At 58.5% G+C, this 22997-nt stretch carries 18 protein-coding genes, 1 other RNA gene and 1 pseudogene; 3 read left to right on the plus strand and 17 right to left on the minus strand.

What is annotated here, in order from left to right; all coding sequences use genetic code 11:
• Positions 1–16 precede the first annotated feature (16 nt).
• The 3 genes and pseudogenes from ACYZTW_RS04585 to ACYZTW_RS04595 form a co-directional block, all read right to left on the minus strand.
• Entirely contained in the window at positions 17–3391 is a 3375-nt protein-coding gene (locus tag ACYZTW_RS04585; RefSeq protein WP_462003919.1) for a Tc toxin subunit A, read from the minus strand.
• A gap of 181 nt (positions 3392–3572) precedes the next feature.
• On the minus strand, positions 3573–4436 hold the full coding sequence (locus ACYZTW_RS04590; protein WP_411741511.1) for a methyl-accepting chemotaxis protein: 864 nt from the start codon (positions 4434–4436) through the stop codon (positions 3573–3575).
• A gap of 42 nt (positions 4437–4478) precedes the next feature.
• A pseudogene (locus ACYZTW_RS04595) lies at positions 4479–5492 on the minus strand (methyl-accepting chemotaxis protein); the annotation flags it as partial.
• A 261-nt stretch (positions 5493–5753) separates the two neighbouring features.
• On the opposite strand from ACYZTW_RS04595, the gene pmrG reads away from it, so the two are divergent.
• The 3 genes from pmrG (at position 5754) to ACYZTW_RS04610 (ending at position 8583) form a co-directional block, all read left to right on the plus strand.
• Positions 5754–6425, plus strand: coding sequence for a lipopolysaccharide core heptose(II)-phosphate phosphatase PmrG (gene pmrG, locus ACYZTW_RS04600; protein ID WP_462003920.1), 672 nt, complete (start codon positions 5754–5756; stop codon positions 6423–6425).
• A gap of 26 nt (positions 6426–6451) precedes the next feature.
• Complete coding sequence (locus ACYZTW_RS04605; protein ID WP_462003921.1) at positions 6452–7285, plus strand: phosphatase PAP2 family protein; 834 nt, start codon at positions 6452–6454, stop codon at positions 7283–7285.
• 245 nt (positions 7286–7530) lie between these two features.
• The gene (locus tag ACYZTW_RS04610; protein WP_462003922.1) at positions 7531–8583 is read left to right on the plus strand and encodes a metallophosphoesterase; all 1053 of its coding nucleotides are present in this window, start codon (positions 7531–7533) and stop codon (positions 8581–8583) included.
• Positions 8584–8595: 12 nt separating this feature from the next.
• Here the strand turns inward: ACYZTW_RS04610 and rimJ are convergent, their stop codons facing one another.
• The 14 genes from rimJ to ACYZTW_RS04680 form a co-directional block, all read right to left on the minus strand.
• On the minus strand, positions 8596–9162 hold the full coding sequence (gene rimJ, locus ACYZTW_RS04615; RefSeq protein WP_462003923.1) for a ribosomal protein S5-alanine N-acetyltransferase: 567 nt from the start codon (positions 9160–9162) through the stop codon (positions 8596–8598).
• 57 nt (positions 9163–9219) lie between these two features.
• Positions 9220–10236, minus strand: coding sequence for a sensor histidine kinase (locus ACYZTW_RS04620; protein ID WP_462003924.1), 1017 nt, complete (start codon positions 10234–10236; stop codon positions 9220–9222).
• A gap of 9 nt (positions 10237–10245) precedes the next feature.
• Positions 10246–11706, minus strand: coding sequence for an ATPase domain-containing protein (locus ACYZTW_RS04625; protein WP_462003925.1), 1461 nt, complete (start codon positions 11704–11706; stop codon positions 10246–10248).
• A complete protein-coding gene (locus tag ACYZTW_RS04630; protein ID WP_462003926.1) occupies positions 11703–12410 on the minus strand; it encodes a hypothetical protein in 708 nt (235 codons plus the stop codon). The genes ACYZTW_RS04625 and ACYZTW_RS04630 overlap by 4 nt, the downstream gene beginning before the upstream one ends.
• Before the next feature lie 110 nt (positions 12411–12520).
• The gene (locus ACYZTW_RS04635) at positions 12521–13927 is read right to left on the minus strand and encodes a DUF2252 domain-containing protein (RefSeq protein WP_462003927.1); all 1407 of its coding nucleotides are present in this window, start codon (positions 13925–13927) and stop codon (positions 12521–12523) included.
• A 175-nt stretch (positions 13928–14102) separates the two neighbouring features.
• A complete protein-coding gene (locus tag ACYZTW_RS04640) occupies positions 14103–14360 on the minus strand; it encodes a hypothetical protein (RefSeq protein WP_462003928.1) in 258 nt (85 codons plus the stop codon).
• A 35-nt stretch (positions 14361–14395) separates the two neighbouring features.
• The gene (locus tag ACYZTW_RS04645; RefSeq protein ID WP_462005700.1) at positions 14396–14761 is read right to left on the minus strand and encodes a DUF6124 family protein; all 366 of its coding nucleotides are present in this window, start codon (positions 14759–14761) and stop codon (positions 14396–14398) included.
• A gap of 588 nt (positions 14762–15349) precedes the next feature.
• Positions 15350–15743, minus strand: a transfer-messenger RNA (tmRNA) gene (ssrA, locus tag ACYZTW_RS04650).
• Between the two features lie 115 nt (positions 15744–15858).
• The gene (locus tag ACYZTW_RS04655; protein WP_462003929.1) at positions 15859–16113 is read right to left on the minus strand and encodes a hypothetical protein; all 255 of its coding nucleotides are present in this window, start codon (positions 16111–16113) and stop codon (positions 15859–15861) included.
• 632 nt (positions 16114–16745) lie between these two features.
• Positions 16746–17018 (minus strand): hypothetical protein, encoded by a 273-nt coding sequence (locus tag ACYZTW_RS04660; protein ID WP_462003930.1) that lies wholly within the window; start codon positions 17016–17018, stop codon positions 16746–16748.
• A 198-nt stretch (positions 17019–17216) separates the two neighbouring features.
• Complete coding sequence (locus ACYZTW_RS04665; protein ID WP_462003931.1) at positions 17217–20030, minus strand: FAD-binding and (Fe-S)-binding domain-containing protein; 2814 nt, start codon at positions 20028–20030, stop codon at positions 17217–17219.
• Positions 20027–20698, minus strand: coding sequence for a LutC/YkgG family protein (locus ACYZTW_RS04670; RefSeq protein WP_462003932.1), 672 nt, complete (start codon positions 20696–20698; stop codon positions 20027–20029). Before ACYZTW_RS04670 ends, ACYZTW_RS04665 begins: the two co-directional genes overlap by 4 nt.
• Positions 20695–22152, minus strand: a complete 1458-nt coding sequence (locus ACYZTW_RS04675; protein ID WP_462003933.1) for a LutB/LldF family L-lactate oxidation iron-sulfur protein — start codon at positions 22150–22152, stop codon at positions 20695–20697. Before ACYZTW_RS04675 ends, ACYZTW_RS04670 begins: the two co-directional genes overlap by 4 nt.
• Positions 22149–22973 carry a (Fe-S)-binding protein gene (locus ACYZTW_RS04680; RefSeq protein ID WP_462003934.1) on the minus strand — a complete coding sequence of 275 codons (825 nt, stop codon included), beginning with the start codon at positions 22971–22973 and terminating at the stop codon, positions 22149–22151. Before ACYZTW_RS04680 ends, ACYZTW_RS04675 begins: the two co-directional genes overlap by 4 nt.
• Between the last annotated feature and the right edge of the window lie 24 nt (positions 22974–22997).

Genomic DNA, 22997 nt, shown 5'->3' on the forward strand with positions numbered 1-22997 from the left:
TGAGCATGTAACGAGATTAGTGACTGGCCGCCATGATGGCTTCACCCACTGTTTTCCATTGACCGGCCGAGCTGTTGCTGTCGAGAGCCGCGGCCCAGAGCAGTGCGGTCGCGCTAAGCCCGGTGGTTTTACAGGTGTTGTGACAGCGCATAACCCAATCAATGTCCTTCATTGATCTGGCCTGGTTGAACTGCAGCTTCGAGGTGAGTGCGGTGATTTCAGCCGTGGTCCAACTCATTAGTTGGGCCAGACGTTCGTTGACAGCGCTTGTCTCACGACCGGCGGAGTTGGCGAACTCCAGGTAGCTCAAAAGGCTTTTTTCCGGCTGCTGGTAAGTGCTCATGAAATGGTTGAAGCGGTCGAGCAGATACAAGGTTTTGAACGACAGCCTCAGCTGTCCATCCGGTGTGTCCAGCCAACGGGCGGTGCTCAGGAGCGCACGCAAGGCCTTGTTGCTCAACTGCAACCGGACAGCGGCCTCGGCATGGCGCAACAGCGGATGCATTTTGCGCGCAAGTTCGTGCGAGTCTTTTGAGTCCAGGGCCGAGGTGAGCGTCTGGTGGACTGAGGTTTCTGCCCATATCACTACATCTTTTGCACAGTTCATGGGCAGCAGGAACGTTTCCTGCAAAAACGTTTCGATCAGATGCTGCTGTCGATCATGGGCCAGCAGGATCAGGTTTTTAAGTTTTTGCCTGGCGTCGCTCTTGAGCCTGAGGTCTTTATCGGGATCCGCGTCCAGACTCAGCTCAGCAAACACTTTCTCCAGTGCTTCTGTCAGCTTTCGCGGAACATCGTCTTCGATCGTGGGGGCGAAATCTTTGACCAGGCCTTTTTCATCCAGCAGGGTAATTGCCAGCTTCGCCCGCCAATCAATTTTTTCCGGCAGTGCCAATGTCGCCAATTCTTGTTCCGTTACCGCGCACTTGCGTGTTTCGGCGCCAAGTTTGGTGAGGTGGTGCTGCAAATCCCCCAAGAGATAGTCATCACTGCTTTGTAGTTCAAGAACACGTTGCAGCATGGGGATGTCGTAGGCGCATTCTTTAATCCAGCGGGATGCCCAGTCCAATTGCATCATCACATCAAGGAGGTTGAAGACAGAATCACCTTGGGGCGCTTCATTAATCAGGACGACTTCATCGATGCCCCCCGTCGAGGTGCCAAACGGATACATTCCCCCCTCGGGACGAAATGATTGCAATAGCAGGGTTGGACGTTGTCGGTGGCTGAGTTCATCGAAAGCACTGCCACTCCATTCAAGTTTTTGCCCCTCCAGTGACGTGACCTGTTTCTGGTCCGTGGTTTGAATCTGATTGATGTAGATCCACGGCACCTCCTTTTCGTCTGACCCGCTGGTAAATCTGAGATCAAGTTTTTTGTCTGTTGTGGCGTCGGCAAACCATTGCGTGTTGGTGCGCAGGGTTGACCCGGCAAGCAAGGTGGCCTCGCCCGGCCCATACTGATCCGGGAGCTGAAAATTCGCGACCAGTTCGAAATATTGCGCTCTTTTTTGGCCTCTTATTCGAAGGGTTCGTCTGCCGGCATCACCGGTTGCCAGGCACCTGGAAATACTTTCCCCACCCAGCAAATTGACCAGCGTCGAACTTTCAGCGATCGAAAGACCGAACATTCGCGCCATTCGCGCCTGGCGATAAATGGACGACAGCGTGCGCAAGTCACACTTGAGCGAACCCAAGTATCGTTGCGTGTTTTTGACGACCCGCAATAGTGAATCCTCTGTCAGAGGCAAACCAAGGCTGACGCTCAAGTGCTGGAGAATGGTGTGAGAGCCACGGTCCGAACCATTCGCCAGGAATGTGCGGCCATCGAGCTTCAGTGGCGTGTCGAACACTCGGGCCTGATTGAAAACCTTATCGAGTAACGCGGTGTTATCACCCGTCGCGCAAGGCGATACATGGTGCAGCAGCGCGGCGAACTCTTCAGCCGTGACTGAATGCTTGCGACTCAGATAACGATAAACCCCGAGGGCCTGGATGACATAGCTGTCGAGTCGCATCTGTGTGTTGCTTGGCCGCGATTCAAGTGCGCTGCATATCAGGCTGTCCAGCTCGCAGAAGGGGATGTCCAGCCAGCGCTGGAGGCGGATCATTCGATGCAGGCGTTCGAGTTGGTCCTCGGTCGCATTCGCGATTTCCCCGGGCTTTGTGTCTCTGTCCAGCGCTATGCTTTTGTCAGTGACAGCGAGCGGACCGTTGACGTAACGGGCTCCATAGGGCTGGGAAAAAGGCGCCGACAATGTGTAGTGAGAAGATTGGCGTGGCGCGTATTTGCCCTGCGCCAGCAATGCTTCCATTTGCTCGGCTTTGAGTTCGGTTCGTTCCAGGAAGGTATTTATTTTTCTCAGATCGGAAATGGACGCGCTGCCGTAGATCTTTTCCCAGTAGCTGTCCTTTTGCTTGCGTTGTTCCTCGGGCGTGAGCCTGTTGTACGTTGCATCTGTCAGGACCCACTCAGCCCATGGCAGTTCTGTCAGCAGTGCCTGCTGTTTCGGACCCAACCCTGACATCAGCCGCTGAGCTTGATCAGTGGATGTTTGCAGCCCCTCGCCGTACCGAGGATTGTCCAACGGCGAGAGAGGAAGGGATTGGCTGATGCGGTAATTCAGCTCCCCGAGTGTCGGTGTGTTCGCGCTCAACCCCAGCAGGCACTGATGGTGGAAAAACTCATAGGGCAGGGCAAAGGGATAATACCGCTGCGCTAAAACGTCGTAGGTCGATTTGCCTTTGTCGCCGGTGGTCGCCAGCGCCTTCTGAATATTTTTATCCAGCGTCGAATTGACGATTCCGAGCATCGGTTGCGCAGTGAAGGTGGTTTGCTGATCAATCGACAGGTCGGCCAGATCCGGGCGTCGTTTTTCCAACGGGATTCGGTTGTTTTTTTCATCAGCTGAGGTTGAGGGGCAGGACTCCAGTTGCAGGGCAAACCGGTACAGCGCTCTAAGGTAGGCGACCGGTGAGTCGATGGCCGCGATCGAGTCGTTCTTGCAGGCATCGTCCCAATTCTCTTTGAAAAGATGGGTGTAGGTGGGGCCCTGTTTCTCGACCGCACGAATGCCCGGGGGATACCAGTGTTGCTGTGCCGTTCCTTCCGACGTCCGGTGCTCTCGATAGAGGTGGCTGATCTGGGCGGCGTAACAGTGGGCGTTGGCGTAAAGCGATTTTGTGTCGATGGGGGAAGCGTACTGCTTGAGCGTTGGATCGCCGTTGATCGCGGTGTCGATGCGGCTCTTGAAGCTGGATTCGGTGAGCGCGGTGATGGCGAACACCGAGGTGAAGCCCAGCTTTTCTTTGAAAAGGATTTGAAGGGTGTTTTTTTCTGGATCGGGTTCAAAGGCCTTGATCAGTGACTGGAGTAGGGGGTTGTCGTCCATGCCGATGAGTCTCTTTAGTTGGGACTCTGGACGTTACTCAATGACGCGGCGGCGCGATGTCAGTTTCTCCATGCGGTGAGAGCTGGAAGTTTCGTCGATCTGAAGGGGAAGGGAGGCGGGCGGCTGTAGGAATGCGAAACACCCGCCAGTATCGGACTGGCGGGGAGCTGCAGCGCAGGCCTTACACCCGGAAGTGGCTGACCATCATCTGCAACTGATTGCCCAACCGCGCCAGTTCAACACTGGAGGCGGCGGTTTCGTCGCTGGCGGCGGCGGTCTGTTCGGACACGTCGCGCACGTTGATGATGCTGCGGCTGATCTCTTCAGCCACGGCGCTTTGCTGCTCGGCAGCGGCGGCGATCTGCTGGTTCATCGACTGGATGTTGGACACCGTGCGGGTAATGTTTTCCAGTGACACGCCAGCCTTGCGCGTCAGGGCGACGCTGCTGTCGGTCAGGGCGCGGCTGTTGTTCATCACCGCCGACACCTGTTGCGTGCCATTTTGCAGACCGGCCACCAGGCCTTCGATTTCTTCGGTGGACTTTTGCGTGCGTTGAGCCAGGCCACGGACTTCGTCGGCCACCACGGCAAAACCTCGACCGGCTTCACCGGCACGGGCCGCTTCGATGGCGGCGTTGAGCGCCAGCAAGTTGGTCTGTTCGGCCACGGCCTTGATCACGTCCATGACGCTGCCGATCTTGTCGCTTTCCTGTTGCAGCACGCTCATGGCTTCGGTGGAGCGCGCCACTTCGGTGGCCAGGCGTTCGATCTGGGCGATGGCTTCGTTGACAACCTTGTCGCCTTCGCGGGCTTCGCCGTCAGCAGCGGCCGCCGCCTGGGAGGCTTCTTCGGCGTTGCGCGCGACTTCCTGCACGGTGGCGGTCATCTCGTGCATGGCGGTGGCCACCTGATCGGTTTCGATCTTTTGGCTGTTCACCCCGGCGCTGGTTTGCTCGGTCACAGCCGACAGCTCTTCGGCAGCGCTGGCGATCTGGGTGACGCCGTCGCGGATGCCGCTGATCAAGTCGCGCAAGGTCACGCCCATGCGAGCGATGCCTTGTTGCAACACGCCGAGTTCGTCGCGGCGAGTCACTTTGACGTCCTGGGACAGGTCGCCGCTGGCGATGCGTTCAACCACGGCCAAGGTGTCGCGCAGCGGGCCGGTAATCTGACGGGTGATGATCACGGCAGCAATGATGCCCACCAGCAACGCAAGCAGCGTGCTGATCAGCTGTAGCGTGCGAGCCTGGGCGCTTTCGGCGTCACGACGGTCGAGCTGGATCTGATACAGCTGGTCGCTCAGGGTCACGATGGCGGCGCCCTGGTCGGTCATTTCCTTGCGCGCCTGCACCGCATCGGTGTTGGCTGCTTTATAAGCCTGCAAGGCGCTGCGGTAGTGGGTCAGTGCGGTTTCCAGCTGACGCAGAGCGTCTTGCTGAGTGTCGGCGAAATGCACATTGAGGGGGTTGAGGCTGGCGATCGCCACGTCCAGCTGGCTGACGGCTTTTTGCTCGGTCTCGGCGTTGGTGGTCGCGGTGTAGCCGCGCACTTCGTAGCGGGCCAGCAAGAAGGCTTCCTTGGCCGCCGTGATGGCCTGGAATTGTTCGAAGCGCTGGTCGCTCAGAGGCATTTGCTGCACGCGGGTGTTGATGGCGTTGATCAGCGTGTTGGCGGTGTCGGCATTGACGCCCATGGCGTCGCGCGCGCTATTACCGGTGCGGTAGGCGCTGCGCATTTTGTTCAGGGACGTCTTGTAGGCGTCGATGACGGCGCCTTGCTCTTTGAGCAGCTTGAGGTTTTCCGGGCTCTTGAATTTCACCAGCAGTGCTTGTTGCTGAGCGGAAAACGCGTCGAGGGTGGTCTGGACGTTCTGTGCGGCGGTTTCGTCGCCGTTGGTCAGCATGTATTGCAGGCGAACCACGCGCAGCTTGGTCAGGCCGGCATTGAGCTGGGTGATGTCGCTCATCCAGTTGCTGCGGTCAATCAACCCGCCCAGGCTCGTCCAGCCGGTCAGGGCGAGGACGCAGGTCAGGGCCAGGACCAGGCCAAATCCCAAGCCCAGCTTCATATTCACGCTGATATTGCCGAACCAGCTATTCATCAAAAGTCCTCCAGGAACGTTGTGCTTCTTGATCGTCGGTTGGCTGGAAGATTGTTGTTTTTGATAGCCAGCAAGGTGTGTAACAGGACTGTATCGGCAGCCATTGCGAGAGCTGAATGGTTTTTGTGGGGCCGATATGTAACAAGGCTTTTGTGCAGGTCTTAAGCTTTTTTTCACATGAGTTTCACCGGCTGCCGACGCCAGCCTCTTTACCCTCGCGGCATCGAATGAACGTAATGCGTGCCGGCGAGGCGGTTTGATGTGGTATTGAGACTGAGTCTGTTCGGGGTAAAACGCTCGATTGATCTGAGCCGTTTTGCCCGCTATCGCAATGCGGCTGTCGTGCTCACCTCGGCACTGTTGGTGATTGCGCTGACGGTCTGGCTGTTGCATCCTGCCGCTGTACCGGACCTGGCCCACGGTAATGTGGCCGGCGCCCGGGCGTTGAAGGTCGATTGGGCCAAGGGCAACGTGATCGTGCTGGTGCGTCACGTTGAACGCTGCGATCACTCCAGCGCCGCCTGTCTGAACGGTAACGATGGCATTACCGAACGCTCTCGCAGCGTCGCGGTGGGTGTCGGTGCGCAGTTCGAACAACTGGGGCTGAACAAGACCGACATCTACAACAGCCCCATGCTCCGTACAGCGCAGACCGCTGGCTACATGTTCAACAAGGTCGGTGTCGGTGAAGAATGGTTGATCAATTGCAAGGGCACCATGCTGCGCGACGCTCTGGCGCACAAGGTGGCCGGGCGAAACCTGATTCTGGTGACCCACAGCGAATGCATGTCACAACTTGAGAAAGACCTCAAATTGCCGACCTCAACCCTCGGCTACGGCGCTTCTTTGTTTATCTCGGCCGAAACACCTCAGGCACCAAGGATGCTCGGTGTCATCGAAGCCTCGGACTGGCACTCGGTGACCGCCGAATGAATTCACTTTCTGGATCAGGACACACGATGTTGACTTCTTCCCGCTACCGCTTTTACTGGGTGAACTTCGGCATTCCGCTGGCCTGTGCGGTCGTGGTTTTCCTGCTGTTCGACCTGACCAAAATCGACATTGCTTTCAATGATCTTTTTTATGACCCGGTCACGCAGACGTTCCCGCTGGATCATGTCCATCTGTTCGAAAAGATCACCCATAAATGGGCGCGGATCATCCCGAACTGGACCGGAGAGTTAGCGATCGTCGGCGCCTTGCTGTCGTTTCTCTGGCCGCGTCTGAAGGCCGAAAAGCATTCGAAAATCATCGCATTCCTGGAAAAAATCAAAGTCGCGCCAGTGCTTCGGTTCGCCAGCAAGCGCCGTCGGGACTTCCTCTACGTGGTGGTCGCGTTCTCCGTCTGCACCGGTGTCATCCACTACCTCAAGGGCCACACCAGCGTGTACTGCCCGGTCGAAACGACCCAGTACGCGGGGAAAATCGAGCACAAGGAGTGGTATGAGAATTTTGATCTGCTGAAAGTCGCTGGGGAAGGTCGCTGCTGGCCGGGCGGACATGCCTCGGGCGGCTTCACCATGCTGGCGTTGTACTTCGTGGCGCGTCGTTACCGCTGGCGCTATTCCAAAGCGGTGATGTACGGCTCGCTGCTGCTCGGTTTCGTCTACGGCACGACACGGGTTCTGCAAGGCTGGCACTATATGTCCCACACCTTCTGGGCCGGGATCTTCGTATGGCTGGCGTGTTTGCTGACAGCGCTGGCGTTCTATGGGCGAGCGAGGCTGGAGCAACCGGTGCTGCAAGCGCATGAGCGGCCTGAAAGCGTTGCACAGCCGCAGACGGCTAGCTGATTCAAAAGACTTGAACGACAAAACCCGCCAACCCTGAAGAGGGGGGCGGGTTTTTTGTTGTCCGTCTTGTGGGGGGAGTCGGGAGATTGCCTTCGCGAGCAGGCTCGCTCCTACAGAAAAACAACGGGCTAAAAAAAGGAATACGGGGCGAATTCTTAACAAAGTGTGAACAACTGGTGTGATCTATTAATAGCAACCCTTGCTTTCCCTTAATGCCTGGCTGGCCATGCCAAGTGAGCCCTTGATTGAAACGCCCCCCCATTCCATCGCCGGCTGCAAAACGTTTTGTGCCCGGAAAAGCTATTCGCAGGTTAAGCATCGTCGCGGTCATCCTACTGATTGGCGCAGCGATGGTCGGGTACTGGATGTTTACACCGCCGGCGCCGTTTGTTCCGTTGAGTGGTCTGGATCCTTCCGCCGTATCGATGATTGCCTTGGGCGACCAGGGCAGTGGTGATCTGCAACAGTGGCGAGTGGGGCAGGCCATGGAGCGAGTCGCGGCCAGAGACGGGCGGCTGGACATGGTCGTGTTGTTGGGCGACAACTTCTATGGCAAACCGCTGACCAGTACCCACGACCTTGGCTGGCAAATGAAATTCGAGCGCGTCTATTGGGGCCAGTGGCTGAGTCATGTGCCGTTCTACGCCGTGCTGGGCAATCACGATTACCCCGCGTCGCAAAAGGTCGAGCTCGAATATGGCCGGCAGCACAAGGGCTCGGGTCGCTGGCAGATGCCGAGCAATTTCTACGTCAAGGATTTCGGCAGCGTCGATGGTCGCCCGTTGGTGCGAATGGTGTTCCTCGACACCTCGGCGCCACGGGAATCCTTTCCGCGTCAGATCGACTTGCTTGACCAAGCCTTCCAGCAACCGGGACCGGCACCTGTATGGCGCATCGCGGCGGCCCATCACCCGGTCCGCAATCATGGCCAGCATGGTGAGGACGGTGAACTGGTCAACCTGTTGTTGCCCGCACTGGAACGCAACAAGGTCGACATGTTCCTGGCCGGGCACGACCACAACCAGCAACTGCTGCTACGCGCCGCCGAGCCAGCCTGGGTGGTTTCCGGGGCTGGGGGCCAGAAACTCTACGCCGTTGGCGCCGGAGCGCAGGACACCTCGTTTGCCACCGCACACGCCGGTTTTGCCAAACTTGATTTGAATCCCAGCCAATTGCGGCTGACCTACTATGACGATCGAGGCAACCTGGAAACCGGTTATCGTTGGGACCGGGATTGTCAGTGGATGGCCAAAGGCTGTCTGCTGCCCGATGTTGCGCAAAAGGTGGTCGTGCAATAACACGATGAGCGCTTAGCGGAACCCGGCACTCGGCGCCGGGTTGATCAACGCTGTCAGCACATGATCCTGCCAGCGCCCGGCGATACTCAGGTAGGCCTTGGCGTAGCCCTCACGTTCAAATCCCAGGCGCTCCAGCAGCCGCGCACTGCGGTCATTGCCAGGGATGTAATTGGCCATGATCCGGTGCAGTTTCTGCTCATCGAACATGTAGCCGATTCCCGCTTCCAGTGCTTCCTGCATCAATCCCTGGCCCTGATGCGTTTCGTCGATGTGGTAACCGAGATAGCAGGCCTGAAACGCCCCGCGAGTGATGCCGCTGAAGTTACAGGCGCCGATCATCTGGCCGTTGTCCGGATCCAGCAGCGCGAAATGCACCGCAAGGCCGGCCTGGAAAGCGCTGGCTTGCACCTCAAGGCGCGGGCGGATGTTTTCAGGGCTGTGGTAATCGGCGGGGCGAATCGGCGACCAGCGGGCGAGATGCCTCAGGTTGCGCCGGTAGAAGTCGCTTTCCAGCGCCGCCTGTTCAGGGGCGAGCACTGCCAGCGTCAAGCGTTTACAAGGCAGGGACAACAGCGGCATAGGGCGCTCCGGTTCGCGGGGATCGTCGCGCAAGCATTGCGTGGCCAGCGGAAAAACTCAAACCGCCAGCGGCAATGTCACGATAAAGGTGCTGCCCTTGCCGTCGCTCATGCCAATCACCGTGCCGCCATGGGCTTCGACCAGCTCGCGCACCACCGTCAGGCCAATGCCAAGGCCTGCACCGTTGAAGCCGACGGCGTGAACGTCTTGCACAAACGGCTCGAAGATAAACGGCAGGGCCTGGGCGGAAATGCCGATGCCGTCATCGCAAATGCTCATCTCCAGCACGTCGGCTTCAGCGGTCACCGACAGCGTGACATTGCCACCCGGCGGTGTGTATTTGGCCGCGTTGCCCAGCAGGTTGCCGAGAATCTGCGTAAGGCGCACCGGATCACCATTCACCGCCAACGCGCACTCGGGCAGTTCAGTGGTGAAGTGCAAATGGTGATCCGTCATCACCGGGCTGCACACGTCGATGGCCTGATGGATGATCTGCACCATGTCCACGATTCGGCAATCGAGGCGCAACTTGCCGGTGCTGGCGCGGGAGACGTCGAGCAAATCGTCCACCAGTCGCGACATGTGCTGCACCTGGCCTTCGATCAGCGCCTGCATGCGCGGCAGTTCCTCACTGGGCACGCGCACCAGACGCCCGGCGATCATGCTAATGGGCGTCAGCGGGTTGCGCAGTTCGTGGGCCACCAGGGTGAGGATGTTGCGTTGTTGTTCCAGGGTGTGTTCGGCCGAGGCTTGCAGGTCTTGCGCGCTGAGGGCCGCGATCACCAATTGCGCGTTGGCTTCACGCATCTCCAGGAACAGCCGTTGTTCTTCCTGCGTGCGTTTTGGTTTTTCTGCATCGGACTGCGCCAGCAAAATCGCCAGCACCAATTGCTGATTGGCCTCGACCAGTTGCTCGACCTGCTGGCTATCGACCAGCCGGGTGTTGGCGTCGCTCAGCTCTTTTTTCAACGCCGCGAGCACCGCCCGCGCTTCAACAGTTTTCTGGCCGAGCAGAAACAGTTCGCGAGCGGCAGTGGCCATCGCTTGCTCGTTCTTGCCATTGGCCTCACTCATGGTTTTTGCTCATCCGTCGTCTTCGCCCAAACGCTGCCGGGTAGGCCGGCCACCGAGTAACCCTTCCTGATCCGGCAACATCTCGCCGATGTGCAGGCCGTTATTGTCGATGTGGTACTGGCGCAACTCATCGGAATGGGCGCTGGCCCGCACCTTGACCACGGCCATGATGCGCAGCAAGCGGCTCTGCACTTCAATGTAGCGCTGAACGATGATTGCGTCGGTGAGAAATGCTGTGCCGTAAGGGCTGAAACGCAGGTCGGTGTAGCGGTCTTCCAGCTCCGAGGTCATCAACACGCTGACCCCGACGCTCGTCAAAGCAGTGACCATGCGCGACAGCGACTCGCGAAAGTCTTCGCGGAAGGTCGGCGCCAGCGCCAGTTCGAAGCCCGACAACGAATCGATCACCACGCGGGTGGCTTTCAACCGGCTGATCTCGCTGAGCAGCAACTGCACGATCTCATCGATGGACAGGTCCGGGGCGCGGCTGTCCACCAGCCCGACCTGTCCGCTCTGGATCAGGCCCGCAAGGGTGGCGTTCTGGGAGTGATTAGGCCGTTGTTCAAACACCGCGATCACGCCGGTTTCACCATTTCTCGCGCCTTCGGCCAGGAAGGTGGACGCCAGAATGCTTTTGCCCGAGCCCGATGGCCCGGCCACCAGCAAGGAATAACCACGGGGCAGGCCGCCGCCAAGCATCTCGTCGAGCTGTGGCACGCCCATTTTCAGGCGCTTGATCGGGAACTCCAGCGGTGCTTCAACCGAGTTGAGTGCCGCCGGCGCAAAGACCTTGATCCCCGACGTCGCGATGCGGAAGGTGTGCAGCCCTGGCATCGTCGGCTGGCCGCGCATCTTCATGATTTCCATCTTGCGCACCATGGAATTGCGCTGAACGCTCTGGCGCAGCCAGATCAGGCCATCGGCCACGGTGAAAATCGGGTTGGTGTCGGTTTCGGTGAAATATTCGCCAATCAGGAAGGTCGTCGCCTGCCAGGTGGTCATCAACATGCCCAGTTGCTGAACGAACTGCGGCAGGTTGTTGTTGGGGTTGTCCTGGGTCTGGCTCGCCAGCACCACCGAACGGAACGAGTCGACAAACACCAGCGCCGGCGAATGAGCCTCCACCTCGCTGACGATGCGCCGCAGCACTTCGTCCAGATTCCCGGCCAGGGTATCGTCAGCCAGGTTGATGTAGCGGATCGAGTGGTTGATCGCTTCGCTGTCGAAAAAGTCGAATTGCTGCTGATAACGCAGCATCTTCAGCGGCGGCTCACCGAGCACTGTAAAAAACAGCGCCGGGCGCTCGGGCGTCGCCAGGGCGAACATCATCTGATGCGCCAGGGTGGTTTTGCCGCAGCCAGGCGGGCCGGCGATCAGGTTGAACGAAAATTCCGGCAATCCTCCGCCCAGCACCTCGTCCAGTCCTGGCACGCCGGTGGCCAGACGGTTGATAGTCACTTTGGTGCTCATGGCGAATTTTCCTGCGAAAGGGTGTCGCTCAAAGAAGGTTCCCACACGCCACGAAGCAAACGTGCGGTGAGCGAGGGCCCGATCAGCGTGGTCAGCAGTTCGTAAAACGTGGTCAGCAACACTTCACCGAAAAACAGCGCATCGGCTTCGCTTTGCTCAACGAGTACGGACTTGAGGGCAGTCAGATCCATGCCGGGGGGCGCTCTGTCACAGGTGCCGGCCAGACGCGGATGAGTAGAGGCGCACAGATGGAGGCTGCGGCGATAAAGCGCGGCAACCCCTTGATGGCCAATGATGGGCGTGAGGGCTGCGTCCATATCCTGCAATATTGATGCGATCGCTTGCGCGACTGTTGCAATGTCAGCGTTGGGGCCAACGCGGTGCGCCAGAGAAGCTACGATCTGGCGGCTCTCTTCGCTTAGCGTGGACATGGCTAACTGATATCCGATGGACAGTGTTTGATGGTACACCCTATGAGGATATTGGGAGTGAATTGCGTCAGGAGATTGCGGCAGGGCCCGAAAACCTGCTTTTTCGAGTGCATGGCTTAAAGTCCCCCGGTTCGCCGCACAAACAAGGAAATATCGGCTTTTTTGGCGAATATGGAATCCGCTTTTGTATCGTTTGAAGCGCCCGTAGATACCGTTTTGAGCCCACCGAATACAAAACAGCAGGCAAAAAAAAGCCCGCGGGAGGGCGGGCAAACCGTAGTTTCTTGAATGAGCGAGCGCAATGTACCCGTTGGTGAGAGGTCGTGGGGTGAAGAAAAATTCATGTCGATGAGTGCCCGCTGCTTCACACCCGTGAAACACGCTTAAGGCAAATGATCCGCCGCAAAGTCCGCTTCCGAGCGCGCCCGCAAACGGCCCTTGCGGCAGGCCTGCTGGAATCGTTCGAAGTCGCGCTCATTCTGCTCGGTGTAGCTTTGCGCATACTTGAACAGCGCGTCGGCCAGCGCATCGCTCTTGCCGATGTAGCCACTAATGTGTGCGGCGTTCCCGGACGATTTGGCATGGGCGCGGGCCAAGGCGCGGCCACAAATGCGTCCGTAGGCAGCGAAGGTGTCCGCGTCGAACGTCTCGAGTTCAGCCGAGACTTTCATGTCGCGCAACTGGCGCACATAGAAGTGTCGCCCGCTGGGGCCGGTGGTCCAGCCGAGGAACAGGTCACTGGCCGATTGCATCAACCGTTGGCCATTGACCACGCGCTGACCGTTGTGCCGAACCCGCGATTTAGTCTTCACATAATCGGCAAGGACCGAACGACGTGCTTCCTTGAACTGCAGGAACAGCGGGAACTCCTGATCATCGGTCAGCAGAGCGACCAGGCAACGAGTCCCGACGCTACCCACACCCACCACTTTGAATGCCATGTCGTGGGCATGAAAACGCGACAACAGCTCGCGACGGTCGGCTTGCAGAGTGTCGGGATAGTCACGCATGAACGCGTCGTAAAGCGGCCGCCAGTCCGACAGGCGCAGCCAGTCGTCGTCGGCATCCAGCAGCGTGGTGGTGTTGTGTAAATGGAAAATTTCCGGCAGGTCATCGCGAATGATCAGTCGGCCATGTGCGTCACGTTCACTGATTTTCGGCAGCAGTTCAGCGTGGGTGCGACGCTCGGCTTTTTCGATGGCGCGCTCTACATGTTCCAGTGTCGCTTTACTTGCCTGCTGCCGCAGATCGCGGTAACTGATGGACTCGTACCAGGTTTCCATGGCGCTTTGTTCGGCGCACTCGAGCATGGTCTGTTGGTAGGCGCCGACCACCTGGCGGCAGACCGTTTCCTGGACCGTGTCGCCATGGCGCAGATCGCGGGCGGCCACCACGAAACTCGCCACCAGCCGTTTCAAGTCCCATTCCCAAGGCCCGGGATGTGCTTCGTCGAAATCATTGACGCTGAACAGCAGATTGCGTTCCGGCGTTGCAAAACCGCCGAAGTTCATCAGGTGACTGTCGCCGCAGATGGGTGATACCAGGCCCATGTTGGCTGTTCCGGCCAGGTCGTGGGCTTGCAGCAGGGCGTTGCCGCGATAGAAGGTGAACGGCGAGACCAGCATGCGGCCGTAGCGCAACTCGACCAGCGACGTGATCCGACCTTCACTGGACGTTTTGATCAGCGGCAGCGGGTCGCGATTTATTTTCCCCATGGACGCCTGCGAACTGCGGGAGCAGTTCTTGCGAGCATCCTTGCCTTGCTTCAAGCGGTCGTTGAGGGTGGTCATGTGGGCTCGTTTGGTGAGTGTTTTCGACGTGTGAGAGATGAGTGTAGAAGGGCTTCGGATCTTCATCCGAAGTGTTTGGGCTTTGACCGCGGTAACGAAAAAAGGCACCTGCGATAGTCTCGTCAGGTGCCTTTTTATTGAGGAGGAGTCGCAATGACTTCCGATGCTCGTTTCGTTAAGCCGCCGAAACTTGCATCTGCAATCGCCGCCCCACCACATCCATCAAATCACAGCCATCGCGCAGCAAGGTCACCAGCACCCGCGCCAGTTCACTGTGAACGCCTTCATTCACCGTGAAACTCTCCAGCAATTGAGTTGCAGTGCGAATCCGGTAGGCCGCCGTTTCATGCAGCACGTCCAACGGCGCTTCGGTGTCGATCAGCAGCGACGGCACGGTGCAGTCGATGCCGGTAACCGGCATGTATCGATCCATGACAAAACCTCCATTTGATCAACGAGTGCGACCACTCAGTGGCAGACGGGCTTGACCGCCGATTCGGGCGAGTCGAGGTTGTCCAGTGCCCGGTTGGCTAACATCTCGGCCAGCACGGCCAACTGCTGAATCGCCAACGCCACATTGCGATGCGAACCTTCGAGCTGGTCGGCCAGGTCGGTGGTCATGACGTTGAGGGAGGCCAGGGTTTCGCTGGCGTGAGCAAGCAGGGTGGGCGTGTCGACGTCGGGGAGGATGGTGAAGATGTGGCTGACGGGGTCGGGCTGTTTCGGGTTGCGCAGGCGGGCGCTGACGGCGCGTTGGGTGGCTTTGGAGAGTTGGGTTAGATCAAGGGTTTCGGTTTCCGAAGGGGTGTCGGTTTCCGGGGGATTGGGGGTGATCTTTTCATGGTGAAACTCCTCACACTGTTTATAGAAGCGGTCACTCCCCTGCTGTCAAACAGGATTGGGTGGCAGCTGTACGCGGGTTGACAGACCGAGAGTGTGAGAACCCGGTGCATCCGAAGATGCCCCGCGCACAGCCGCCATAAACGATACAGCATGCATGTGAGCATGCTGACTGATCAGGAGGAGTGAAAGGTTACACTTTTCGGCCTGTCAAAGCCGATCACTGATTTGCAGCGACATGTGAAGGCTATCTGCGAAGGGCTGTGTTCGCTAGTTCATGGAAGGCGATACGTTTCGCGGGAAATTTCCTAGGACGGTGTCCGTACGCTGCCAAGCAGTCGAAAGGCGATTTAAGTGAGGGGGTCCCGTTGCGTTGAATCGCCGACCCATACGTTGATTACAGCTTCTCCGGGGAGGGGCGCGGCGACGGTGGCTTCTGTGGCCGCGGGGAATTTTTGTATTGGTAGGGCTGGCCTCTTCGCGGGCAGGCCCGCTCCCACAGAGGCCCGCGGTGGGGGATGGATTGCCAAACCCCAGATGCAACAAAACCCGCACTTGGCGGGTTTTGTTTTGCTTCGTATTTGGTGGAGCCGGGGGGATTTGAACCCCCGTCCGCCAGTACTCCGCTGTCGGTACTACATGCGTAGCCGTGTCTATTGAGTTAACCCTCAGCGACCCGACGGGCAGGGTGCTTTGGGCGAGTTGTGTAAGTTTTAGCCGCTTCGTCCACAACGTACTGCACGGCGATTCTGTTCTATATGACAATCACTTTGGGTTTACAGACATCCCCTGATGATTGCTGGACCCGAAGGTACCAGGAGGGAAGGGCTAAGGCTGCTTACGCAGCGAGAGCGTATTCCCCGTAGGTTTCGTCATTGGCAACTATAGAAAGTTGCAACAGTGGATTTACGAGTTCTGTTACCAACTCGGCATGCACCTAAAGTTTCGCAACCGGCGTCGAATCCTAAACGGCCCCGAGCCCATTGCTCTGTGAATCAAAGTGAGCAACAAGCCTGCGCAGTGTACGCCAACACACGTCAGAAGGCCAACCGGAAGGTTGGCCGCGAGTGATTATGGATTGGGTTCGTTGCTCACTTTGTCAGCGCCAATGCCTGGATGGCCTCGGTGGCGCATTTCTTGTCGTCCCCGGAGGCTTTTGAAGCTTCGGCGCTGGCCAGCAGTCTTTTGATCTCCATTGTGGTGTTGTCGGAGCTCGCCGGCAGTGCTGTTACTTTGGCTTTGAGCTCTTGCAGCTTGCTCGTACAAAGGTCGTTGTCGGCTGCAAATACGGGAGAGGCCAACATTGCAGCAGACATGAACAAACCAGCGAGTGCGGTACGTTTCATGGATATCTCCTTGTACTGATGGTCTCGGTGCTGCCGTATGAGCGGGCGGCTCGGCCGAGGTCGGAAAATAAGCCACGTTTGATGGGGCCTACTTAAAAGACTACGACGCTGCGCAGAAATTCGGTTTTTTCAGAAAGGCTATGAAAAAACTGATAGGAGCAATGGCAGTAAAAAGGGGCACAATTGCCTTTTTTCGCGGGTGCCCTCTTCGCGGGCAAGTCGGATCGCCGCACCGCTCGCTCCTACGGGCTTCGCGCCTTCCGCGGATTTGGGCATGGTGTCGAGTTTTTTCACAGCGACGCGGGCGGTTCACACATTACCAAACCCCAGATGCAACAAAACCCGCACTTGGCGGGTTTTGGTTTGCTTCGTATTGGGTGGAGCCGGGGGGATTTGAATTCCCGGCTGCCAGTACTCCGCTGTCGGTACTGCATGCGTAGACGTGTCTATTAAGTTAACCCTCAGCGACCCGACGGGCAGGGTGCTTTGGACGAGTTGTGTAAGTTTTAGCCGCTTAAACCGGCGTCGAATCCTAAACGGCCCCGAGTCTGTTGCTCTGTGAATTTTGATGAGCAACAAGCCTGCGCGGTGCACGCCAACAAGGCCAACCCGAAGGTTGGCATTGTGCTGAGTTACTTCCCGCCTTTGCTCGCGTTCTTGAGGTCCTGGATGGTTTGGTTGGTCTCGGCGATGCAATCATCAGTACCTTCCTTGGTGCCTTTTGCCTGGTCGGCTTTGGCTTGCTTGACGGAGGCCTCGACCTGCTCAGTCATCTCCGGAGGAATCTGTGCCTTGGCGTTGGCGATGGCTTGCAGGTTGACCGCGCAAATGTCATCGGCGGCAAACGAAGTAGAAGCCATCATGGAAGCAGTAACGAACAGACCAAACAGTACAGAACGTTTCATGTGTATCTCCTTGAACTGAAGGGCCAGGCATCGCTGACCATCAGGACGGGCTGCCGAGTGTTGGGAAGGTCCCACGTTTGCGGGACTTGATCAGTGGACTGCGGCGACACGTCAGGGTTCTATTTTCTACTGCAGTGCTGTCGATTCCGGCAAGAAGCATTAAAAAAGGCGCCGGAATGCGCCTTCCTTGAGGTCTTGCTATCTGGTCACCCTGGCCTTGGTAACGCGGTCCACCAGATAGACTAGCCCGTGGTAGTCAATTCCGCCGTGTTGCGTCAGCCCTATCTCACACGTGCGACTGGTCGAAATCCCCTCGCTGCATTGCTGAACTGCGTCCTTGAGCGTTCTTAACGAATGGGCGTTCAATTCCGGCGTAGTGAAACCCTTGTCCCCGGCAAATCCGCAACAGTGAATGCCCTCGGGAATCACCACGTTTTTGCTGCATTTGCGCGCCAGATCGATCAACGCCTGGCTTTCCCCAAGGTGCTGGGTGCTACAGGTGACGTGCACTGCGATTGGCGCTTCTTGCGGCGTGAAATCCAGACGATCCATCAGATGCGTACGAATGAAACGCACCGGGTCGTACAGGTCCAGGCGAACATCGCCAAGGTCCTGGGCCAGACGCAAGGTGCAGGGGCTGGTGTCGCAATAGATCGGGTCGAGCCCGCCGCGACTGGCGTGCAGCAAGGCGCCGATCAGTTCCTGGCGTTTGTGCTCGGCCTGTTCGGCGTAGCCCTTGGAGGCGAACGGCTGACCACAGCAGAGGTTGTCCAGGTTGTCCGGGAAGACCACTTGGTAACCGGCCTTTTCGAGCAGCCCACGGGTTTTGTCGTACAGCGACATTTGCTCTTTATCACCCGCCGCCGGGCCCATTGCCCGCGACACACAGGCCGCCAGATACACTACTCGAGGGCGTTCGTCCGACACGGTCGGGCTGAAACGAATGGCTTTTTCCGGTTGCGGCATGGCATTGGTCCATTGCGGGACCTGACCTTTGGATAAGCGCGTCAACGTTGCCGAAAGCTTTGCCAATCGTGGCGCCCCCAACAGCATCCGTGCACCGTTGGCCACGTGCAGGGTGAAACGCGCGCCTTGCAGGGCGGTGGCGAAATTACCTTCCAGCCAATGGGCGGTTTTCGTATGAGTGGCCTTACGGCTACGGAGCTTTTTCACCAGCTCGCCGGTGTTGATTCCTACAGGGCAACGTTGCGCGCAGAGGCCGGTGGCGGCGCAGGTGTCGATGCCTTGGTATTCGTAAGCGGCTTCGAGTTCGGTGGTGTCCACGCCAGCGCGTTTCTTGGCCTGAATATCACGCCAGATCACGATGCGCTGGCGCGGGCTCAGGGTAAGGCCTTTCGACGGGCAAACCGGTTCACAGAAACCGCACTCGATGCACTTGTCCACAATCTCGTCGGCGGCCGGCAACGGCTTCAGGTGCTTGAGGTGGATCTGCGGATCCTCGCTGAGCACCACGTCCGGGTTGAGAATGCCATTAGGGTCGAGCAGACGTTTAAGCTGCCACATCAACTGGTAGGCATCGCTGCCCCATTCCAGTTCGACAAAGGGTGCCATGTTGCGACCGGTGCCGTGTTCAGCCTTCAGCGAACCGCCGAACTCCACCGCGACCAGTTGCGCCACGTCGTCCATGAACGCCTGATAGCGTGCAACTTCTTCCGGGTTATTGAAGCCTTGGGTGAAGACGAAGTGCAGATTGCCTTCCAGCGCGTGTCCGAAAAGGATCGCTTCGTCGTAGTGATGTTTGTCGAACAGCTCGATCAGGCGGTTTACGCCGATGGCCAGTTGTTCAACCGGGAAGGTCACGTCTTCGATGATTACCGTGGTGCCGGTTTTGCGCACCGCGCCGACGGCGGGGAAGGTGTCTTTGCGGATCGCCCAGAGCCGAGCGTTTTCCACCGGGTCTTCGGTGAAGTCGACTTGTTTTTCCACGGGGAACGAGGTCAACGACGCCATGATGTGCGCCAGTTGTTCCTGTAGCAATGTGGACGACGCGGCTCGGGATTCGATCAGCAGCGCGCAGGCATTGTTCGACAGCTGTTGTACGAAAGCGGGCATGCCGGGTTTGTCCTGCACCGAACGCAGACTGCGCCGGTCCAGCAGCTCCACGGCCGACACCGGTTGGCTTTTCAGCGCGGTCACGGCGTTGCAGCAGGTTTCCACATCCGGGAACACGATCAGCGCCGAGGCCTTGTTCGGATGGTCGATCACCGTGTCGTAAGTCACCGCGCTAATGAAGCCAAGCGTGCCTTCTGAGCCCACCAACAAGTGGCTCAAGATATCCACAGGCTCGTCGAAATCCACCAGCGCATTGAGTGACAGCCCAGTGGTATTTTTCAGACGGTATTTGTGGCGAATTCTCGCTGCCAGTTCGGCATTGGCGCGGGTTTCGTGGCCCAAAGTTGCCAGGCGTTCAAGCAGCGAAGTGTGGCTCTCACGAAACGCCGCAACACTCGCCGCATCTTCGGTATCGAGACGGCTGCCGTCGGCCAGCACCAGACGAATGCCAGCCAACGTGTGATAGGTGTTTTGCGCCGTGCCGCAGCACATGCCGCTGGCATTGTTGGCGACGATGCCGCCGATCTTGCAGGCATTGATCGACGCCGGGTCCGGGCCGATCTTGCGTCCGAACGGCGCCAGCCACGCGTTGGCCTGCGCGCCGATCACGCCCGGTTGCAGGCGGATTTGCGTACCTTGCCCGCGAATCTCGCGACCGTTCCAGTTATCCCCCAGCACGATCAGCACCGAATCGCTGATGGCCTGGCCGGACAGGCTGGTGCCGGCGGCGCGGAAGGTCACCGGGACTAGATCCCGTTGCGCCAGTTTCAGCAGCGTGACGACTTCATCTTCAGACTCGACGCGAATCACCAGTTTCGGAATCAGCCGGTAGAAACTGGCGTCGGTGCCGAAGGCCAACGTCGACAGCGGGTCGTCGAAACGGCGCTCTTGAGGAATCAGTTGCTGCGCATCTCGCAGGAAAGCCGCGGGTAGATTCATTGGTCCTCCAGGATCAAGACCACCAGGTCTTTCGGACCGTGAGCGCCGTAGGCCAGGACCTGCTCGATGTCGGCGGTTTTCGACGGGCCGGACACCAGCAACGCGTTGGTCGGCATGCCTTGGGCCCATTCGAATTCCTGCTGCACTTGATAGAAGTTGTCGCTGATTTTACTGGCCTTGAGCAGGGCGAAATGCACCGGCGGCACCAGGCTCATCAGTCGCGGTTCTTCCCGCGTCGGCCAGAGAATCAGGCTACCTGTGGCGGCGATTGCGCCGAGTGTGCCGGTCAGGCTGGCCGGCGTGTCGTTGAACAATTCGGTCTTCCACTCTTCAACCGGACGGTCGTAAGCCTGGAGCGTCGGCAGGCCAGGATTTTTCGCCCAGTGCTGAGTGACACATTGCCCGTAAGGTGTAGTCGGTGCGATCAACAGACTCGGCAACTGACGGTCCCGCAACAACTGAGTAAGTAACGAAGGCCACTCTTCGCCGGACGTCAGATGGATTTCGGTGTGCACCGCTTCCATGAGTTTGCGCAGTTGCGGGATGCGTTGCTCGGCGGTGTATGTGTAGGGCGCTGTCACCAGTTCGACGTCGAACTCGTCAGGCACCGGCGTGGTGCCCGTCAGACTTTTGCGCAATTTGGCGAGGATATTTTGCTTGGCGCTCATCGACGATCTCCCTGTTTGGCCAAATGCTCGCGGGCCATGTCATGCAGTGAGCGGGCAGCGGGTTTCGGTGCGCTGTGGTTTTGCGTCCAGGGGCCGACATTGCTCGGTGCCAGCGTGCGCAAGCGAGTGGCGAAGAAGCCGAACAGTCGATAAAGCGTGGGTGAGCTGTTGAGCTTCGCCCAGGCATTCCAGATAAACCGTTCTTTGCACGAGTACTTGCTGCCTTGGCCGCGCATCACTTGATGAGGGCTGTCTGGTGCTTTGACGTTCTCTTCTCGCAGGCGACGCAGCAGTGCCGGAATCGGAATTTTTACCGGACAGACTTCACCGCAGGCGCCACACAGCGACGAGGCGCTCGGGTGGTCCGGGACTTTCGCCAGGCCGACCATGTGCGGGGTGATGATTTTTCCGATAGGCCCAGGGTAAACCTCCCCATAGGCGTGGCCGCCGATTCGAGTGTAGACCGGGCAATGATTCATACAGGCGCCGCAGCGGATGCAATTCAGGGCCTGGCGCAATTCACTGTCGGCAAAGGCCTGGCTGCGACCGTTGTCGAGCAATACGAGGTGCACTTCCTGCGGGCCATCAAGTTCATGTTCCTTGCGCGGGCCGGAGATCATGTTGACGTAGGTGGTGATCGGCTGGCCGAGGGCTGAACGGGTCAGCAATGACAACAGCGGCACCACATCGCGCAGGTTTTCCACGACTTTTTCGATGCCGGTGACGGCGATATGCACCGGTGGCACCGTGGTGGTCATGCGTCCGTTGCCTTCGTTTTCCACCAGCAGCAAGGTGCCGGTTTCGGCCACGGCGAAGTTGACGCCGGAGACGCCGATGTCTGCTTCGAAGAATTTCTGCCGCAAGACCTTGCGACCGATTTGAATGAGTTGGTCAACGTCCTTGGTGTATTCCACGCCAAGTTTGTCGTGGAACAAGGACGCGACCTGACCGGCATTCTTGTGGATCGCCGGCATAATAATGTGTGAAGGCTTCTCGTGGTCGAGCTGGACGATGTACTCGCCCATGTCCGATTCCAGGCATTCAATGCCCTGTTCAGCGAGGAAGTGATTCATTTCCATCTCTTCGCTGACCATCGATTTGCCCTTGATCACTTGCCGCCCCTCGTGAGCGCGGATGATCGAGAGGACGATGCCATTGGCCTCGTCCACCGTTTCCGCCCAGTGCACTGTCACACCGTTGCGGGTCAGGTTCTGTTCAAGCTGCTCGAGCAGGTCGGGCAACTTGGATAAAGCACGGGCGCGGACAGCATTGCCCAGCGCTCGCAAATGTTCTCGCTCAAAGGCATCGCTGAAGGACGCTGCCCGTTTTGTCATCAACGAATCCATCGCAGTGCGAAAGTTATTTCGCAGTTGCTGGTCACCCAACGCCTTGTGAGCCCGAGTGCGAAAATCCTCTTCTACGGCAACCGTAGGAATAATCGCGGAAGCGTTCAAAGAACACCTCCGGTTCGCTGCCAAAGGAAACTGGCCAGGTGTTGGCCGCGCAACGCTTCCTTCTGTTTCTCCAGCGAGCCGTTGATGTTCATCAGGCAACCGCAGTCGGCACTGAGTACCTGGTGCGCGCCGGATTCCTTCAACGATCGGGTCTTGTCAGCCACCATCGCGCCGGAAATGTCTGGCATACGGACGCTGAAAGTCCCACCGAAGCCACAGCATTCACTTTCATGGCTGTGGTCGACTCGCTCCACGTTGCCCAGTTGAGCCAACAACTCGCGGCCGTGAAGGTGGGTGTTCATCTCACGGCGTGCCGAGCACGATGTGTGCAGCGCCACTTTCACCGGTTCGCCGCTGTCCTTGAGCTGCACCTTGCAGACAAATAGCAGGAACTCGGCCAACTCATAAGTCCGGGCCGCGAGGGCCTGAACCTGTTTCAAGGTTTCCGGCTCGTCCTTGAACAAGTCGGCGTAGTGTTCGCGCAACATCCCGGCACACGATCCCGACGGCACCACCACCGGATAGTCCCCGGCAAACAGCGCCAGTTGCGAGCGCGCCACGGTCCTGGCCTGTTCGGTGTAGCCCGAGGTGTAAGCCGGTTGCCCGCAGCAGCTTTGCCCTTGCGGGTACTCGACACGAATACCTTCGCGCTCCAGCAAGTGAATCGCGTCCATCCCGGCTTCGGGGTAGAACAAATCCACCACGCAGGTCCCGAACAGGTAGACCCGTGACGGTTTTTTGCTGGGGTATTGCCGAGGCTCGGGCAGTGGCGGGGCGACGCGGGTCGCGTTCGGCACAGCGTTGTAAAAAAGCTCGCTCATCAGGCGTGTCTCTCGGCCGGTTAT

The sequence above is a fragment of the Pseudomonas sp. LB3P25 genome (assembly GCF_054897985.1).

What these genes read in the sequence shown, in the direction of transcription:
- ACYZTW_RS04670 (WP_462003932.1), bottom strand. Translation starts at nt 20,698, where the DNA reads ATGAGCGCCAAGCAAAATATCCTCGCCAAATTGCGCAAAAGTCTGACG.
- ACYZTW_RS04680 (WP_462003934.1), bottom strand. Translation starts at nt 22,973, where the DNA reads ATGAGCGAGCTTTTTTACAACGCTGTGCCGAACGCGACCCGCGTCGCC.
- ACYZTW_RS04665 (WP_462003931.1), bottom strand. Translation starts at nt 20,030, where the DNA reads ATGAATCTACCCGCGGCTTTCCTGCGAGATGCGCAGCAACTGATTCCT.
- ACYZTW_RS04590 (WP_411741511.1), bottom strand. Translation starts at nt 4,436, where the DNA reads ATGGGCGTGACCTTGCGCGACTTGATCAGCGGCATCCGCGACGGCGTC.
- ACYZTW_RS04585 (WP_462003919.1), bottom strand. Translation starts at nt 3,391, where the DNA reads ATGGACGACAACCCCCTACTCCAGTCACTGATCAAGGCCTTTGAACCC.
- ACYZTW_RS04625 (WP_462003925.1), bottom strand. Translation starts at nt 11,706, where the DNA reads ATGAGCACCAAAGTGACTATCAACCGTCTGGCCACCGGCGTGCCAGGA.
- ACYZTW_RS04620 (WP_462003924.1), bottom strand. Translation starts at nt 10,236, where the DNA reads ATGAGTGAGGCCAATGGCAAGAACGAGCAAGCGATGGCCACTGCCGCT.
- ACYZTW_RS04655 (WP_462003929.1), bottom strand. Translation starts at nt 16,113, where the DNA reads ATGAAACGTACCGCACTCGCTGGTTTGTTCATGTCTGCTGCAATGTTG.
- ACYZTW_RS04605 (WP_462003921.1), top strand. Translation starts at nt 6,452, where the DNA reads ATGTTGACTTCTTCCCGCTACCGCTTTTACTGGGTGAACTTCGGCATT.
- ACYZTW_RS04635 (WP_462003927.1), bottom strand. Translation starts at nt 13,927, where the DNA reads ATGACCACCCTCAACGACCGCTTGAAGCAAGGCAAGGATGCTCGCAAG.
- rimJ (WP_462003923.1), bottom strand. Translation starts at nt 9,162, where the DNA reads ATGCCGCTGTTGTCCCTGCCTTGTAAACGCTTGACGCTGGCAGTGCTC.
- ACYZTW_RS04640 (WP_462003928.1), bottom strand. Translation starts at nt 14,360, where the DNA reads ATGGATCGATACATGCCGGTTACCGGCATCGACTGCACCGTGCCGTCG.
- ACYZTW_RS04660 (WP_462003930.1), bottom strand. Translation starts at nt 17,018, where the DNA reads ATGAAACGTTCTGTACTGTTTGGTCTGTTCGTTACTGCTTCCATGATG.